12 protein-coding genes are annotated in these 16,285 nt (G+C 64.7%); 10 read left to right on the forward strand and 2 right to left on the reverse strand.

Annotated features, from left to right (window positions below; genetic code table 11):
* Positions 1 to 37 precede the first annotated feature (37 nt).
* Entirely contained in the window at positions 38 to 1,381 is a 1,344-nt protein-coding gene (locus JNB89_RS16940; protein ID WP_220363025.1) for an MFS transporter, read from the reverse strand.
* Positions 1,382 to 1,817: 436 nt separating this feature from the next.
* Here JNB89_RS16940 and JNB89_RS16945 point away from each other — a divergent pair, with 436 nt between their 5' ends.
* The 3 genes from JNB89_RS16945 to JNB89_RS16955 all read left to right on the forward strand — a co-directional run bounded on the left by JNB89_RS16945 (position 1,818) and on the right by JNB89_RS16955 (position 6,056).
* Complete coding sequence (locus JNB89_RS16945; RefSeq protein ID WP_041729775.1) at positions 1,818 to 2,810, forward strand: LacI family DNA-binding transcriptional regulator; 993 nt, start codon at positions 1,818 to 1,820, stop codon at positions 2,808 to 2,810.
* 247 nt (positions 2,811 to 3,057) lie between these two features.
* Positions 3,058 to 4,842: an IlvD/Edd family dehydratase gene (locus JNB89_RS16950; protein WP_218741436.1), complete on the forward strand. Its 1,785-nt coding sequence runs from the start codon at positions 3,058 to 3,060 to the stop codon at positions 4,840 to 4,842.
* Between the two features lie 23 nt (positions 4,843 to 4,865).
* Positions 4,866 to 6,056: a fumarylacetoacetate hydrolase family protein gene (locus tag JNB89_RS16955; RefSeq protein ID WP_220363026.1), complete on the forward strand. Its 1,191-nt coding sequence runs from the start codon at positions 4,866 to 4,868 to the stop codon at positions 6,054 to 6,056.
* 100 nt (positions 6,057 to 6,156) lie between these two features.
* On the opposite strand, the gene JNB89_RS16960 is transcribed toward JNB89_RS16955, so the two are convergent.
* Positions 6,157 to 6,873 carry a FadR/GntR family transcriptional regulator gene (locus tag JNB89_RS16960; RefSeq protein WP_220363027.1) on the reverse strand — a complete coding sequence of 239 codons (717 nt, stop codon included), beginning with the start codon at positions 6,871 to 6,873 and terminating at the stop codon, positions 6,157 to 6,159.
* 450 nt (positions 6,874 to 7,323) lie between these two features.
* Between JNB89_RS16960 and JNB89_RS16965 the strand changes: the two genes are divergently transcribed.
* The 7 genes from JNB89_RS16965 (at position 7,324) to JNB89_RS16995 (ending at position 16,277) form a co-directional block, all read left to right on the forward strand.
* Complete coding sequence (locus JNB89_RS16965; protein ID WP_220363086.1) at positions 7,324 to 8,610, forward strand: MFS transporter; 1,287 nt, start codon at positions 7,324 to 7,326, stop codon at positions 8,608 to 8,610.
* A 45-nt stretch (positions 8,611 to 8,655) separates the two neighbouring features.
* A complete protein-coding gene (locus JNB89_RS16970) occupies positions 8,656 to 10,203 on the forward strand; it encodes a UxaA family hydrolase (protein ID WP_220363028.1) in 1,548 nt (515 codons plus the stop codon).
* 58 nt (positions 10,204 to 10,261) lie between these two features.
* Positions 10,262 to 11,497 carry an alpha-hydroxy acid oxidase gene (locus tag JNB89_RS16975; RefSeq protein ID WP_220363029.1) on the forward strand — a complete coding sequence of 412 codons (1,236 nt, stop codon included), beginning with the start codon at positions 10,262 to 10,264 and terminating at the stop codon, positions 11,495 to 11,497.
* A 249-nt stretch (positions 11,498 to 11,746) separates the two neighbouring features.
* On the forward strand, positions 11,747 to 12,781 hold the full coding sequence (locus JNB89_RS16980) for an ABC transporter substrate-binding protein (protein WP_220363030.1): 1,035 nt from the start codon (positions 11,747 to 11,749) through the stop codon (positions 12,779 to 12,781).
* Positions 12,782 to 12,865: 84 nt separating this feature from the next.
* The gene (locus tag JNB89_RS16985; protein ID WP_220363031.1) at positions 12,866 to 14,347 is read left to right on the forward strand and encodes a sugar ABC transporter ATP-binding protein; all 1,482 of its coding nucleotides are present in this window, start codon (positions 12,866 to 12,868) and stop codon (positions 14,345 to 14,347) included.
* On the forward strand, positions 14,344 to 15,294 hold the full coding sequence (locus tag JNB89_RS16990) for an ABC transporter permease (RefSeq protein WP_220363032.1): 951 nt from the start codon (positions 14,344 to 14,346) through the stop codon (positions 15,292 to 15,294). Before JNB89_RS16985 ends, JNB89_RS16990 begins: the two co-directional genes overlap by 4 nt.
* Positions 15,291 to 16,277, forward strand: a complete 987-nt coding sequence (locus JNB89_RS16995) for an ABC transporter permease (protein WP_013343368.1) — start codon at positions 15,291 to 15,293, stop codon at positions 16,275 to 16,277. The genes JNB89_RS16990 and JNB89_RS16995 overlap by 4 nt, the downstream gene beginning before the upstream one ends.
* Positions 16,278 to 16,285 lie beyond the last annotated feature (8 nt).

Raw genomic sequence — 16,285 nt, forward strand, 5'->3', positions numbered from 1 at the left:
GCCCCGCCAACCGGCCGATGCAAGCCAGCCTGGCTCGTCAGCTCCGGTCGTTGTTCAACATGGTCTTCGGGATCAAAAGGATGAGGGCGCAACTAATGAGCAGACACGCACCCAGTGCGTAAGTGCCGTTGTTGATGTTGCCCGTCAGGTCCTTCGCCACGCTCGTAATCATCGAACCGGTAAAGCCGCTGAGATTGCCTACTGAATTGATCAGCGCGATGCCTGCCGCCGCTGCCGTTCCTGAAAGGATCTGGCCCGGGAAGGTCCAGAAAATCGGCATCAGGCCGAGAATTGCGCAAGTCGCGATTGTCAGGAAGACAATGGAAAGCGGCACGTTGTTCGCGAAGCTGGCGCTGAGAATCAGCCCGACACCGCCGATAAACGCGGGAATCGCCGCGTGCAGCCGGCGCTCGCCTGTCTTGCGCGAGTGCCGGGCATTCCAGATCATCGCGACAACAGCGCTCAGGTACGGGATGGCGGTCAGCAAACCGATATTGAGCGCGCTTTTCACACCGGATGCCTTGATGATGGACGGCAGCCAGAACGCCAGACCGTAGAACCCGGTGTTGAACGTCAGCAGGATGAACGTGAGCAGCCACACGCGGGGGCTCTTTAGCGCCGCGCCCATGCTGTGCGTCTTCTTCGAGCTCTCCTGCACGAGGTTCTTTTGCAGCACTGCCTTCTCGGAGGCGCTCAGCCATTTCGCCGACTGAATACCGTCGCCCATGCGAAAGAGCACGAGGAATGCAACGAGAATCGACGGGATGCCTTCCACCAGCAGCATCCACTGCCAGCCGTCCAGACCCAACGCGCCGTGTGTGTTTTCCATCAGCCACCCGGAAACCACGCCGCCAAGCGTCAGGCTCACAGGAATCGCGATAAGGAACCCGGACATGGCGACACTTTGGCGCCGCGCAGGGAACCAGTAGTTCATGTAGAGAATGATGCCGGGAAAGAACCCTGCCTCACAGACGCCCAGCAGAAAGCGCAGGGCGTAAAACATCGTGGATGTCTGGACGTGGAAAAAACTTGCAAGCGGCGCAATGAAAGCGAGCGACGAAGAGACCACACCCCATGACACCATGATGCGTGCGATCCAGAACCGCGCGCCATACCGGTGCAGGAGCAGGTTGCTCGGCACCTCGAAGATGAAGTATCCCCAGAAGAAGATGCTCGCGCCGAACGCATAGACGGCGTCGCTCAGGCCCAACGAGTCGAGCATCTGCAACTTGGCGAAGCCGACGTTTACGCGGTCCAGATATGCCACGACGTAACACAGCAGCAGTAGCGGCAAGATCCGCTTCAGGACCTTGCGGTACAGCAGTTCTTCGGTCTGGTCGACCGCGACGGACGAATCAGCCGTCTGAGCGATGCCTGGCATGGCTTTGTCTCCTTTGTGCATATCTTGAGCGGTAGGGCGGCGCGGGTCGCGCACATCGACACAGCGTTCGCCTGCGTGCAAGCCTTCACGCCAATCGGCTTTGCCGAAGGGAACCGGCAATGTTACCGATAACAATCCGGCTTGCAGTTTTTCTGTCGATTGGTATGTTATCGGTAACGAAGGTAGCATGCGCCTGGCCAGAAACGCAAAGCCGAAAACGCTAGCCAGGGGTATTTACCTAGGCGCGCGGCTGTTGCATCTATCATCGCGAATCGTCGTGGGGCACAGGTTCGGCCTGAAGCCTCGCCATTCGCAACAAGCACACCGGAGCCCGATGAGCACCACCAACCGTTTGCCGAGAACCGCGCGGCCGGCGCGCACAACGCAGCGCGGGGCTGAGCGCGGCAGCCAATCGGAGTCCGCCAGCCCGCCGCGTATGGCGGACGTGGCGCGTATCGCCAAGGTCAGCAAGATGACCGTATCGCGCGTGCTGGCGAGACACAGCGTTGCGCCCGCAACGCGCGAACGTGTCGAGCAAGCCATTGCGCAGCTCGGCTATGTGGCCGACGCGGCGGCGGGCGCACTGTCGTCCGGCCGGTCCGATTTCGTGGCGGTCCTCGTGCCTTCGCTCGCGAGTTCGAATTTCTCGGATACGGTGCGTGGACTCACGTCCGTTCTCGAACCGGAAGGTCTGCAACTGCTGCTGGGCGATACCGACTACGGCCTCGAGCGGGAGGAGCGTATCGTGCGCTCCATGTTGCGGTACCAGCCGCGATGCGTCGCCCTGACGGGCTCGCAGCACACGGACGGTACGCGGCGGCTGCTGGAGCGCGCGCAAATACCCGTCGTCGAAATGTGGGACCTGCCGGCGAAGCCAATCGACATGGCGGTCGGGTTTTCGAACGTGCGCGCCGCCCGCGAGATGGTGCGCTATCTGAAGGACAAGGGCTACCGCAAGATCGGCTTCCTGTGCGGGGCGAGCGACCTCGACCGCCGCGGCCTCGAGCGTCTCAAGGGCTATCTGCAGGAGATGAAGGCGCAGGGCCTCGGCGAGCCTCGCGTCGTGCGCCTCGGCGAATCGCCCATCACCATGACTCACGGCGCGCCGGCGCTCGATGCGCTGCTCGACCGCTGGCCCGATACGGACGCCGTTATGTGCGTGAGCGATATGTCCGCGTTCGGTGCCATCATGCAGTGTCAGCGTCGCGGGTTGAGCGTGCCGAACGACATTGCGGTGGCGGGCTTCGGCAATTTCGAAGTGGCGGTTTGCAGCAACCCGACCATCACGACCGTATCGGTGGACGCCTACGGCATCGGCCAGCGCACGGGCGAATTGCTGCTCGCCGCGCAAGCCGGCCAGCTCGATTCCGCACGCGCACAGCGCAAGGTCGTCATCAACTACGCTGTCGTGCCGCGCGAGAGCGCCTAGTTGTCGCCCGCTAAGTTGCTTGCTAAGTTGCTTACTTAGTTGCCCGCTAAGTCGCAGGCTTTAAGATGCGCAGCCGGTTAGCGCGTGCTAAGATAAAAACATGTTACCGATAACATAACGACAGTGCGAGCAGCCAGACCGACGCTCCTGCCGAGCGCGGCGAGGGCCGGCAGCCGGTCCGGCTGAGCACACAAGAGACGCTTCGCGCCTGACGTTAGCCCCGCAGGCCACCATCAAGGAGTACGGCATGACCTCATCCAATACACGCCGCCTGCGCAGCCAGGAGTGGTTCGACGATCCCTCGCACGCCGACATGACCGCGCTCTACGTCGAGCGCTTCATGAACTACGGGCTCACACGCGAAGAATTGCAGTCGGGCCGTCCGATCATCGGCATTGCACAAACGGGCAGCGATCTCGCGCCGTGCAATCGTCACCACATCCAACTGGCCGAGCGCACCAAAGCGGGAATTCGCGACGCCGGCGGCATTCCGATGGAGTTTCCCGTCCATCCGCTCGCGGAGCAAAGCCGCAGGCCGACGGCCGCGCTCGACCGCAATCTCGCCTATCTCGGGCTCGTGGAAATCCTGCATGGCTTTCCGCTCGACGGCGTGGTGCTCACCACCGGCTGCGACAAAACCACGCCTGCCTGTCTGATGGCCGCGGCAACCGTCGATATGCCGGCCATCGTGCTGTCCGGCGGCCCGATGCTCGACGGCTGGCATCAGGGAAAACGCGTCGGCTCGGGCACGGTCATCTGGCATGCGCGCAATCTGCTCGCGGCAGGCGAGATCGATTACGAAGGGTTCATGGAGCTGACGACGGCCTCGTCGCCGTCCATCGGCCACTGCAATACGATGGGAACGGCGCTCTCGATGAACAGTCTCGCGGAGGCCCTGGGCATGTCGCTGCCGGGCTGCGCCAGCATTCCCGCGGCGTATCGCGAGCGCGGCCAGATGGCTTACGCGTCGGGCAAGCGCATCGTCCAGCTCGTGCGCGACGACGTGCGGCCTTCGCACATCATGACGAGGGAAGCGTTCGAAAACGCCATCGTGGTTGCGTCGGCGCTTGGCGCATCGACCAACTGTCCGCCGCATCTGATCGCGATTGCCCGGCACGTCGGCGTGGACCTCAGCCTCGCCGACTGGCAGCGCGTGGGCGAGCAGGTGCCGCTCATCGTGAACTGCATGCCTGCGGGCGAATATCTGGGGGAGAGCTTCCATCGGGCAGGCGGCGTGCCGGGCGTGCTGCGCGAACTGGACAAGGCGGCGCTGTTGCACCGCGACTGCCTGACCGTTTCCGGCCGGACCATTGGTGCAATCGCGGACAGCACCGCCGAACCTGACCGCGAGGTCATCAAGACAGCCGCCGAGCCGCTCAAGCACGGGGCGGGGTTCATGGTGCTGTCGGGCAACTTCTTCGACAGTGCCATCATGAAGATGTCGGTGGTCGGCGAGGCGTTCCGGCAAACCTATCTGAGCGAGCCCGGCGCGGAAAACACCTTCGAGGCGCGCGCTATCGTGTTCGATGGTCCCGAGGATTATCACGCCCGCATCAACGACCCGGCGCTCGAAATCGACCAGCACTGCATTCTCGTGATTCGCGGGGCAGGCACGGTGGGTTATCCGGGCAGCGCGGAAGTCGTCAACATGGCGCCGCCCGCCGAACTGATACGGCAGGGCATCACATCGTTGCCGACGCTCGGAGACGGACGCCAGAGCGGCACCTCCGCAAGCCCCTCGATTCTGAACATGTCGCCGGAGGCAGCCGTCGGCGGCGGGCTCGCATTGCTGCAAACCGGTGACCGGATTCGCGTCGATCTGAACGCCCGCAAGGTCGACGTACTGGTCGACGAGGCCGAGCTGGCGCGCCGGCGCGAAACGGCGAGCTTCGCGATTCCCGCAGCACAGACGCCGTGGCAGGAGCTGTACCGCAAGACGGTCGGGCAACTGTCGACGGGCGGCTGCCTCGAACCCGCTACGCTGTATCTGAACGTCATCGAAAAGCGCGGCAATCCGCGTCACTCGCACTGACAGACCACCAGGAGACATCACGAATGAAGGACATTTCCGCAGCATCCATTCTTCCACACGATGTCGGGCAGGCGCTGCTCGTCGGCCGGGTGTGGCGCAAACTCAGTTCGCCGGCCGGCGATCTGGCGGGGCCCTGTGTCGTGCTCGTGCGCAACGGCGAGGTGTTGGACATCACGGCAAGCGCGCCGACCACTTCAGACCTTTTCGATCGGCGAGACCTGGTCGCGTTCGCGCGCACGGTGTCGGGCGAGTCGCTCGGTCCCGTGGACAAGCTGATAGAAGCCGCGCTGCATGCCGGGCCGACGGACGACGTGCGACTGCTCGCGCCAAACGATCTGCAGGCGATCAAGGCGTGCGGCGTCACTTTTGCTGTGAGTCTCATCGAGCGTGTGATCGAGGAGCAGGCGGGCGGCGATCCGGCGAAGGCTCAGGAAGTGCGCGCCACCATTGCGGCCACCATCGGCACCGATCTGTCGAAGATCAAGCCGGGCTCCGAGGCGGCGATGAAGCTGAAGGCCGAACTCGAGCGGCGCGGGGCGTGGTCGCAGTACATGGAGGTCGGCATTGGTCCCGATGCGGAAGTGTTTTCGAAATCCCAGCCGATGTCGGCAGTCGGCCTTGGCGCCGACGTTGGCTTGCTCGCGGCATCGCACTGGAACAACCCTGAGCCCGAGATCGTGCTGGCCGTGAACAGCCGCGGCGAGATTGTCGGCGCAACGCTCGGCAACGATGTGAATCTGCGCGATATAGAAGGGCGCTCGGCGCTGCTGCTCGGCAAGTGCAAGGACAACAACGCGTCGTGTGCCATTGGCCCGTTCGTGCGCCTGTTCGACGACGCGTTCGATCTCGACACGGTGCGCAGCACCAGCGTCGGCCTGCGCGTGGAAGGGGCAGACGACGGCTTCGTGCTCGAAGGCGTGAGCCACATGAGCGAAATAAGCCGCGATCCGCAGGATCTCGTTGCGCAGACGTGGGGCCGGCATCACCAGTATCCGGATGGCTTCATGCTGTTTCTCGGCACCATGTTCTCGCCCATCAAGGACCGCGACGCCCCCGGCGGCGGATTCACGCATCACTTGGGCGACGTGGTGACCATCTCCGCGCCGGAACTGGGTGCGCTCGTCAACACGGTGCGGCTGAGTACGGAAGTGGCGCCGTGGACCTTTGGGGTGCGCGCGCTTTACCGCAATCTCGCGCAACGCGAACTGATCTGAGTCTGCCGAAGGCCGCGGGGCGTGGCGCGATGTCCGCATTTGCCGCGCCGCGCGGCGCTTTCTGCGGGATGCGCTTGCGGATGCGCGGCGAGCGTTGCTTTCAGCGCCGCTGTCCGTTCGGCTGCCCGGCGATCACCCGTTCCAGCGACATCTTCAGGTGACGCTGCATGCTGGCTTGAGCCTGGATCGGATCATGCGCTTCGAGCGCCTCGAGTATCACGCGGTGCTCGTCGGGCACCGCGCCCCATGTGCTCTCGTTTTCGAAATGGCCGCGCAGCTTTTCGGACAGCGGACTGTGCCGCGCATCGAACAGCGAACTGACGGTGCGCACGAGCACCTCGTTGCCGGTCATCTGCGCGATGGCGAGGTGAAATGCGCGGTCGGCGGCAACCGGAATCCGTCCCGCAGAGACCTCGCGCTGCATTTCGTCGTACAGCTCGCGCAGGTGCTTCAGCTCCTTCGCTTTGCAAAACGGTGCGACGCTCGCCGCGATCGAGCCTTCGATCACGCAGCGTGCCCCCATGATGTCGAGCAGGCTGTCGCCCAGTTCGGCGCGCGACAACGGCTCCTTGCTGTGCGTCTGCGGCGTTGCGCACACGTACACGCCCGAACCCATGCGAATCTCGACCAGCCCCTCCAGCTCCAGTGCAACCAGCGCCTCGCGCACCGACGGGCGCGACACCGCAAGCGTTGCCGCGAGTGCGCGCTCCGAAGGCAGGCGGCCGTTGGGCGCGAAGTCCGGCTCGGCGATCAGAGCGCGCAGCTTCTCCGCGATCTGCAGATAAAGACGGCGGGGGTCGGCGGGTTTGTCTGTCACAAGCTTTCCTGGCAAGGTGGCGCGGGCACGCGCCGTTAAGGCGAGCGCCGATTGTAGATCGAAGCGTACTACCGGCAAAACAGGCAACGCGGCGCAGCCACGGCGTTTGGCCCGACCCGGGGATTACCCGGATTTTCCACGAAATTGGCTTGACCAATGGTCCGGTGGCATTTTAATTTGTCGCTTCTGGTAAGGCCAGATTAATTCTGGCGTTCGGTGCGGGTGCCGCATGGCTTCACGGCAAGGCCCGTCGCACGGCAGTGCGGGCGCCAAGGCGCCCAAGCCGATCGACGCGGCTGCCGTGTGAACGGTTGCCCAGCACTGGCGATGCGCTGCGCGCCCCAGTCGCCGGACTGTCCGCATCGCCTGCACGGCGCGCTTCGCGCGCTTTGAGCGCGGTGCGTGAGACTGCGGAACCGGTCCCATATTCGATAAAGGAGGAGACGTGTGATGCGCAAAATGCGTTGGGTGGTGATTTTTCTGAGCTTTCTCGCGATCGCGGTGAACTACATCGATCGCGCGAACCTCGCCGTCGCGGCGCCGGAAATCGAAAAGGCGCTGGGCATCGGACCGGCGCAGATGGGTTTCATTCTGAGCGGCTTTTTCTGGACCTACGCGTTGATGCAAATGCCGTTCGGCTGGTTCGTCGATCGCGTTGGCGCACGTATCGCGTTGCCGCTCGCCGTTGGCTGGTGGTCTGTGTTCACCGCGCTGACCGCGGCAACCAGCAGCGTTGCGGGCATGTTCGGCTGCCGCTTGCTGCTCGGCGTCGGCGAGGCGGGCGCGTATCCGTCGTGCGCGAAGCTCGTGAGCCAGTGGTTCCCCGTGAAGGAGCGCGCGCTTGCGACCAGCATCTTCGACAGCGGCTCGCGGGTCGGCTCCGCGCTGTCCATTCCGGTCGTCGCGCTGATCATCAGTTCGGTCGGCTGGAAAGCAGCGTTCATCATCACCGGTGCACTTGGCGCAGTGTGGATTCTCGGCTGGTTCGTGATCTACCGGAACCCCGCGCCGCTCGATGAAGGCAGCGCGAATGCTGCCGCCAGCGCGCCCGCCGTCGCAAGACAGCGCGAGCGCGTCACGTGGGGCTCGCTGTTTCGCCACCGCACGCTGTGGGGAATGATGCTCGGCTTCTTTTGCCTGAATTTCGTCATCTATTTCTTCATTACGTGGTTTCCGAGCTACCTCGTGCAAACGCGCGGCTTCTCGCTGAAATCGCTCGGCACGCTGGGGATGATTCCGGCGCTGATCTCCATTCCGGGCGGCTGGCTCGGCGGCTACGTGTCCGATGCGCTGTTCCGGAGCGGCTGGAGCCTGACCGCTGCGCGCAAGACCTGCATGGTCGGCGGCATGCTGTTGTCGTCGGTCATCACGCTGTCGGCATTCACGGCGAATGTCTATCTGATGCTCGCGTTCTTCGGCATCGCCTACGGCAGCCTCGCGTTCGCGGCGGCGAGCATCTGGTCGCTGCCGGGCGACGTCGCGCCGACGCCGGACCATGTCGCGTCGATCGGCGGCATTCAGAACTTTGCGTCGAACCTGGCCGGCATCGTGATCACGACGTTTACCGGCGTGATGGTCGCGATGACCAAGGGCTCGTTCACGATTCCGCTCGTCGTGGCCGGCGGCTTCTGCTTTCTCGGCGCGTTCAGCTATCTGGTGATCGTGGGCCGCATCGAACCGCTGTCCGTTGGTTCGGATACCGAAGAAGCGTCGACGCGTGTGCGCTCGGCGATCTGACGCAGTCGGAAGCCGCCCGCAATTTATTTCATTCGAGGCCCTCTTATGTTGACTCAAGCTAGCAGCGCGCCCCAGGTGATCCGTCTGCATCCAAACGACGACGTGATCATCGCGACCCGGCAGCTTCTGCCCGGCACGCGCATCGACGCGGAACAACTGGTCGTGACAGGGCTCGTTCCGCCCGGCCACAAGGTCGCCACGCGCGACATTGCGAAAGGCGCGCCGGTCAAGCGCTATAACCAGATCATCGGCGTTGCGCGCGAAGCGATCGCGCGCGGTCAGCATGTTCACGTGCACAACCTGGGCATGTCCGAGTTCGCGCGCGATCATGAGTTCGGCGTCGACACGCATCCAACCGAGTACGTCGCCGAGCCCGCGCACTTCATGGGCATACGCCGCGACGACGGCCGCGTCGCGACCCGCAATTACATCGGCATCCTGACGAGCGTGAACTGTTCGGCCACGGTCGCACGCGCGATCGCCGATCATTTCAGACGCGACGTGCGCCCGGAAGCGCTTGCCGCGTTTCCGAACGTGGACGGCGTCGTCGCGTTGACGCATGGACTCGGCTGCGGAATCGACATGCAGGGGGAGGGCATTGCCGTATTGCGCCGCACGTTGGCCGGCTACGCGGTGCATCCGAACTTCGCGTCGGTGCTGTTCGTCGGACTCGGCTGCGAGACCAACCAGATCGACGGCGTGCTCGACGCGGCCGGCCCGGCGGGCAAAGCGGCGAAGCTGCGCAGCTTCACGATCCAGGACAGCGGCGGGACCCGCAAGACGATCGAGCGCGGCATCGCAATGGTCAACGAAATGCTCGCCGACGCGAACCGCGTTGAACGCGTGCCCGTGCCGGCGTCGCTTCTGTGCGTCGGTCTGCAGTGCGGCGGCTCGGACGGCTACTCGGGCATTTCCGCGAATCCCGCGCTCGGCGCCGCGGTTGACCGGCTGGTGCGGCACGGCGGTACCGCGATTCTTTCGGAGACACCCGAGGTCTACGGTGCCGAGCACCTGCTGACCCGCCGCGCCGTGAGCCAGGCGGTGGGCGAGAGGCTGCTCGCGCGGATTGCGTGGTGGCAGGATTACTGCACACGCAACGGCGGGGCCTTGGACAACAACCCGTCGGCCGGCAACAAGGCAGGCGGCTTGACGACGATCCTCGAGAAATCGCTCGGGGCGGTCGCGAAGGGCGGCACGACGAACCTCGTCGAAGTCTACGAGTATGCACAGCCTATCGGCGCAAAGGGCTTCGTGTTCATGGACTCGCCCGGCTACGACCCCGTGTCGGCAACGGGCCAGGTCGCCTCGGGCGCCAACCTGATCTGCTTCACGACCGGGCGAGGCTCCGCATACGGATGCGCGCCGTCGCCTTCGCTGAAGCTCGCGACGAACACCGCGCTGTGGGAGCGCCAGGAGGACGACATCGACATCAACTGCGGCGGCGTGGTCGACGGAAGCGCGAGCATCGACGAGCTGGGCGAAGCGATCTTCCAGATGATGCTCGACTGCGCGTCCGGCACGCGCTCGAAGAGCGAACTGCATGGCTACGGGCAAAACGAGTTCGTGCCCTGGCAGGTTGGCGTGGTGACGTGAGCACGTCGACCGTGAATCGCAGGCGCGCTGTACAGCGGAAAGGAACAGGAGAACCGTATTGAAACGCCGTCTTTATTCAGGCCGCGACGTGAACCGCGCGCACAGCATCGACGATCTGCGCGAGATGGCGCGCAGGCGGCTACCCAACTTCTGTTTCGAATACATCGAAGGCGGCGCCGAGGACGAGACAACGCTGCGCCGCAACCGCAACGTGTTCGACGAAATCGCATTCTTGCCGCGCACGCTCGTCAATGTCGAACATCGCAGCCAGAGCAGGACACTGTTCGGTCAACGCGTGGCGTCGCCGTTCATGATCGGCCCGACCGGCTACAGCGGACTGATGTATCGCGAGGGCGACGTGCAGCTTGCGAGCGCGGCTGCGGCGGCCGGCATTCCGTTCGTGCTGAGCAATGCGTCGACGATCGCGCTTGAAGATGTCGTGCAACGCGCGGGCGGCCGCGTGTGGATGCAGGTCTACATGTATCGCACGCGAGAGTTCGTCGCGAAGCTTGCACAACGCTCGCTGGCGGCCGGCATCGAAGCGCTGGTCGTGACGACGGACAGCGCGGTGTTCGGCAAACGCGAATGGGATCTGCGCAACTACATCAAGCCGTTGATGCTCGACTGGCGCAACAGATTCGACGTGCTGGGCCATCCGCGCTGGATGAGCAACGTGCTCTGGCCAAGCGGCATGCCGCGCTTCGCGAATCTCGGCGATCTGTTGCCGCCGGGGCAGACCAGCGTGAAGGGCGCGACCATCACGCTGGGTCAGCAGCTCGATCCGTCGCTCTCGTGGGACGACATCCGCTGGCTGCGCGATCTGTGGCCAAAGCGCCTCGTCGTGAAGGGCGTGTTGGGTGCGCCCGATGCGCTGCGGGCGGTCGAGGCCGGCGTCGACGGGATCGTGCTGTCGAATCACGGTGGACGGCAACTCGACGGCGCGGTGTCCGCAATGGACGTACTCCCGGAAGTCGTCGATCAGGTGCGCGGCCGACTCGCCGTGATGCTCGACGGCGGATTCCGCCGCGGCTCCGACATTCTGAAAGCGGTGGCGCTCGGCGCCGATGCGGTGCTGCTCGGCCGGGCGACGACCTATGGCCTGAGCGCGGGCGGCCAGCGAGGCGCCGCGCGCGCGATCCAGATATTGCAGACGGAAGTGGATCGCGGGCTGGGTCTGCTCGGGTGCAGCGACATTGCCGCGCTCGACCGCAGCTATCTGCGCTGGCACGCGCTGAGCGCCGCGCCAGCGCTCGTGTACGCTGGCAGCGCGCACGATGCGGTGACCGCCGCGTGACGACGAGCACATGGCAAGCTGGCGGCGAAAAGACGCTGCCTGCTTGCCTGAATACGTGTCGCGCGCCCTTTCGTTACCGGTAACGAATCCGAATTGCACACGCCAGCCCCAGTCGTTATACTGGCTCCGCGATCGGTGGCCTGACCAAAACCGATTGGCCTGACCGCAGCACGAATCAACGCAGACTGGCAAACGGCGCGTTGTCGATCAAGTCACGGCGCGCGAATAAAAACGAAAGGAGATGACAGGATGTTCCGTAAAGGAATGAAGGTCAGGGCCGCGGTCGCGCTCGCCGCGTGCATGGCGGGCAGCGCGGCGCACGCGCAGGTCGCAACCGGCGACACGTCGCAAAAGAAGATCGCGTTGTCGAACAGTTTTGCCGGCAATGCCTGGCGGCAGTCGATGCTCAAGAGCTGGAACGCGGTGGCGCAACAGGCGGTGAGCGACAAGAAGATAGCCGCCGCGCCCGCGTTCACCACCGCGGAAAACCAGGTTACCGAACAGGCGCAGCAGGTGCAGAACCTGATCCTGCAAGGCTATAACGCGATCGTGATCGACGCCGTATCGCCCACCGCGCTCAACGGTACGATCAAGAAGGCATGTGCGGCGGGCATTGTCGTCGTGTCGTTCGACGGTGTCGTCGACGAACCGTGCGCGTATCGCGTGAACTTCGACTTCAAGGGCTGGGCCGAGCAGGGCGTCGATTATCTGGCGACCCGGTTGAACGGCAAAGGCAACATTCTCGAAGTGCGCGGCGTGGCCGGCATTTCTGTCGACAACCTGATGCATGAAGGCGTGCTCGAGGGGCTGAAGAAACATCCGGGCCTGAAGCTCGTCGGGTCGGTGAACGGCGACTGGACGCAGTCGGTCGCGCAAAAGGCCGTCGCCGGCATTCTTCCGACGCTGCCGCAAGTCGACGGCGTCGCGACCGAAGGCGAGATGTCGTTTGGCATCGCGCAGGCGTTCAAGGCGGCCAATCGTCCCACGCCGCCCATGATCATCGGCAGCACCTATCCGGAACTCGAATGGTGGAGTGAGCAGGCCAAAACCGGCTATCAGTCGCGCTCGCTGTCGAACCCGCCGGGCGCGGTCTCGTTCGCGTTCTGGGTCGCGCAGCAGGTGCTCGCGGGCAAGCATATCCCGAAGGACGTGACCATCAACGTGCCGCTGCTGGCGATCTCGCAGCAGGAGTTGCCGGCGAAGCTCGCCGCAACGCCTAAGGGCGGACTTGCCGACGTCACCTACACGTTGCCGCAGACCGTGGCCTTGCTCGACAAAAAGTAAGCACGCGCAGGCCCGGTCCTGCGCGATCGGGCGCAATCGGGCGCGATCGGGCGCGTGTACGACGCCACGCATGGAGGCATGTGAATGGGCGCAACATCAAGCAGCGGCCAGCCGGACGCATTGATTCGCTTTGAAGGCATCGGCAAGACGTTCGGCCGGGTACGTGCGCTGACCGACGTCGACTTCGCGTTCATGCGCGGAGAATGCGTCGGCATTGCAGGACACAACGGCGCGGGCAAATCGACGCTGATGGCGGTGCTGGCGGGCGTGTATGCGCCGACGCAGGGCCGCATTGCCGTGGACGGACAAGCGGCGCCGCATTACGACGCGAACGCCGCGCGCGATGCGGGCGTGCGGTGCGTGTTCCAGGAGTTGTCGCTGTGCGCGAACCTGACGGTCGCCGAAAACATGGCGGTCGTGCATCCGCAATTGCGCGGGCGCGGCTGGCGCCGCAAGGCAACCGCGCTGATGCGCGAGAAGCTGGAAGAAATCTTTCCCGGCAATGGACTCAAGGGCAACGAACTGGTTTCCGATCTGACGCTCACGCAACAGCAGATGGTGGAAATCGCGCGCGGCTTTACCGTGACCGATGCGCCGGTGCGCCTCGTGATTCTCGACGAGCCCACTTCGTCGCTCGACGCGCATACAGCCGAGCAACTGCTCGCATTCGTGCGGCGCGCGGCGCAATCCGGAATCACATGCGTGCTGATCACACACATGCTGGGTGAAATAGAGCGCGTCGCGGATCGCGTGGTCGTCATGCGCGACGGCGCAATTGTCGGCGTGCTGCCGCGCGAGGCGGCGAGTCGCTCGGCGATCATCCAGGCAATGGGTCAGCAGCTCGAAGCTGAGAAGACGCCTTCTGCCGCGCGCGTGCGCGACGCAAGCGGTGACGAGCGCGCTTTTCGCTGGCATGTGGGCCCGCATAAGCGGACTTTGGTCGAAGCGTCGCGTGGCGAGATTGTCGGCTTTGCAGGGCTCGCAGGCCAGGGTCAAACGGAAGCATTGCTGTCGATCTACGAGGCCGCCACGCGGCACGGAGCAGGGCGCACGAAGGTCGCTTTCGTCGCCGGCGACCGTGGCCGCGACGGCGTGTTTCCGGTCTGGTCTATCGCGCAGAACCTCGACGTGCGCTGGCTGTTCGGCGGAGCGAAGTCGCGGCGCGGCCTCGTCGATCGCTCGGCCGCGCGCGCGCTCGTCGAAGCATGGCGCGCGAAGATCGGCATACGCGGCGCCCCGATGAGCGCGGGCATTCTGTCGCTGTCCGGCGGCAATCAGCAGAAAGTGCTGTTCGCACGCGCGCTCGCGTCGGACGCAGCGCTGATCCTGATGGACGATCCCACGCGCGGCGTGGATGTCGGCACGAAGCGCGACATCTACCAGCTCGTGCACGACGAAGCGCAAAAGGGCCGCACTTTCATCTGGTATACGACAGAAAACGAAGAACTGTCACATTGCGACCGCACCTATGTATTCCGCTCGGCCGCCGTTACGCGCGTGCTCAAGGCCGACGAATGCACCGAAGAAGCACTGCTTGCAGCAAGCTTCGAGGAGCAGGCCGCATGACGCCCGCGCGCTCGTCCATCCAGAGCGTGCAGGCTCGCCTGCGCGCGTTGCTTCCCGCCATCTCGCTGATCGCGGTGCTCGTGCCGATTCTCATCATGCAGCCCGCGGTGATGAGCTATTTCGGCTCGAGTCTGCTGCTCAACCTGGCGGTGCCCATCGTGCTTGCGACGCTCGCGCAGCTCGCAATCATCACCGTGAACGACCTCGACCTGTCGATCGGTTCCTTCGTCAGTCTGGTGGCGTGCATCGGCGCGACGCTGCTCGTCAGGCAGCCGTGGCTCGGCGTGCTCGCGCTGATCGGCTGCGTGCTCGCCTATGCGGCAGTCGGCGCGCTGATCGAGCTGCGGCAGATTCCGTCGATTGTCGTCACGCTCGGTCTGTCCTTCGTATGGAGCGGACTTGCGATCGTGCTGCTGCCTTCGCCCGGCGGCACGAGTCCCGGCTGGCTCGGCACGGCAATGAACTATCAGACGCCGCTCGTCGCGGCGCCGATCGTGTGGTCGGTGCTGGTCGCGATCGTCGGGCACGTGCTGCTGATGCGCACCTCGGCCGGCGTGCGGATACGCGGCGCGGGCGGCAATCCGCGCGCGATGCGCCGCTTCGGCTGGTCGCTGGTGCGCAGCAAGGCGACACTGTATGGCATCGCGGGCATTTTCGGCGTGCTGTCGGGTCTGTCGCTGCTCGGCCTCACGACTTCTGCCGACGCGAATCTCGCGCTGCGCTACACGCTGCTGTCCATCGCGGCGGTGATATTGGGCGGCGGCGAATTCATCGGCGGGCGCGTGTCGGTGATCGGCGCCGTGCTCGGTGCCATTACGCTGACGCTCGCGGCGTCGTTCCTCGCCTTCCTCAATATCCCGGCGGACTGGCAGGTCGGCATGCAGGGCGCGATTCTGGTCGTCGTGCTGTCGCTGCGTGTGCTGTTGCAACGCGGGGAGCGCCAATGAAATCGCAAACTTCCGGTAGGGCAATGGGTGCAGACGCAACCATGTGGTCGCGCTTGCGCAGCGTGCAGGCGCCGTGGGCGTGGTCGTTCGTCGGCGCGGTGCTGGTGTGGTTCGGCATTGTCGGTGTGTTCGGCTTCGGCATTGCCAGCAATGTCGCACAGACGGCGCTCACCTATGGCGTGTTCATGGTGCTCGTCGGGCTTGGGCAGATGCTCGTGATTACGTCGGGCGTTGGCAACATCGACCTGTCGGTGCCGTCGACCATCGCGCTTGCAGGCGTGATCGGCATGCACGTAATGGGCGGAGCGAACGGGCGGATCGTGCTGGGCGTCGCCGCCGCGCTTGGCGTCGGTATCGCGGTGGGCCTCGCGAACTACATGCTGATCAGACTGCTGCGCATTCCGCCGATCATCGCGACGCTGTCCTCCAGTTTCATCATTCAGTCGATCGCTATCACGCAAGGGCGGCAGCTTCCACCACCGCCGCCCGCGCTCGGCGCCTTCGCGACCAGCCGGTTTCTGAACGTGCCGTATATCGCGCTTCTTGCATTCGCGCTGTCGGCCGCGCTGGCTGTGTTGCTGCATCGGGCGGTGTACGGCCGCAAGCTGTCGGCGATCGGACAGAACGCGCGGGCGGCGTGGCTCGCGGGCGTCGACGTGCATCGCACGCGCTGCGTCGCGTACCTGCTGTGCTCGATGATCGCCGCGCTCACCGCACTTCTGCTCGCGGCGACCTCGGGCGGCGCCTCGCTCGATATGGGCGTGGAGTACATGCTGATTTCGATTGCCGTGGTGGTGATCGGCGGCACGCTGGTCGCCGGCGGCAAGGCGACGATTGTCGGCGTGTGGGGCGCGTCGATGTTTCTGTTTCTCACGAACGCCGCGCTCAACGCGCTCGGCGCCGATGCAGGCGTGCGCTCTATCGTCTATGGCGTGCTCATTATCGCGGTGACGGTTGCGGCCGGTGGCAAGACCGTGCGGTGAAGAAGTGC

This window comes from Paraburkholderia phenoliruptrix, from assembly GCF_019511605.1.
GTDB classification, from domain to species: Bacteria; Pseudomonadota; Gammaproteobacteria; order Burkholderiales; family Burkholderiaceae; genus Paraburkholderia; species Paraburkholderia phenoliruptrix_A.

Coding starts and splice junctions, on each gene's coding strand:
- JNB89_RS16940 (WP_220363025.1), bottom strand. CDS start 1,381: ATGCCAGGCATCGCTCAGACGGCTGATTCGTCCGTCGCGGTCGACCAG.
- JNB89_RS16945 (WP_041729775.1), top strand. CDS start 1,818: ATGGCGGACGTGGCGCGTATCGCCAAGGTCAGCAAGATGACCGTATCG.
- JNB89_RS16950 (WP_218741436.1), top strand. CDS start 3,058: ATGACCTCATCCAATACACGCCGCCTGCGCAGCCAGGAGTGGTTCGAC.
- JNB89_RS16955 (WP_220363026.1), top strand. CDS start 4,866: ATGAAGGACATTTCCGCAGCATCCATTCTTCCACACGATGTCGGGCAG.
- JNB89_RS16965 (WP_220363086.1), top strand. CDS start 7,324: ATGCGCAAAATGCGTTGGGTGGTGATTTTTCTGAGCTTTCTCGCGATC.
- JNB89_RS16970 (WP_220363028.1), top strand. CDS start 8,656: ATGTTGACTCAAGCTAGCAGCGCGCCCCAGGTGATCCGTCTGCATCCA.
- JNB89_RS16980 (WP_220363030.1), top strand. CDS start 11,747: ATGTTCCGTAAAGGAATGAAGGTCAGGGCCGCGGTCGCGCTCGCCGCG.
- JNB89_RS16985 (WP_220363031.1), top strand. CDS start 12,866: ATGGGCGCAACATCAAGCAGCGGCCAGCCGGACGCATTGATTCGCTTT.
- JNB89_RS16990 (WP_220363032.1), top strand. CDS start 14,344: ATGACGCCCGCGCGCTCGTCCATCCAGAGCGTGCAGGCTCGCCTGCGC.
- JNB89_RS16995 (WP_013343368.1), top strand. CDS start 15,291: ATGAAATCGCAAACTTCCGGTAGGGCAATGGGTGCAGACGCAACCATG.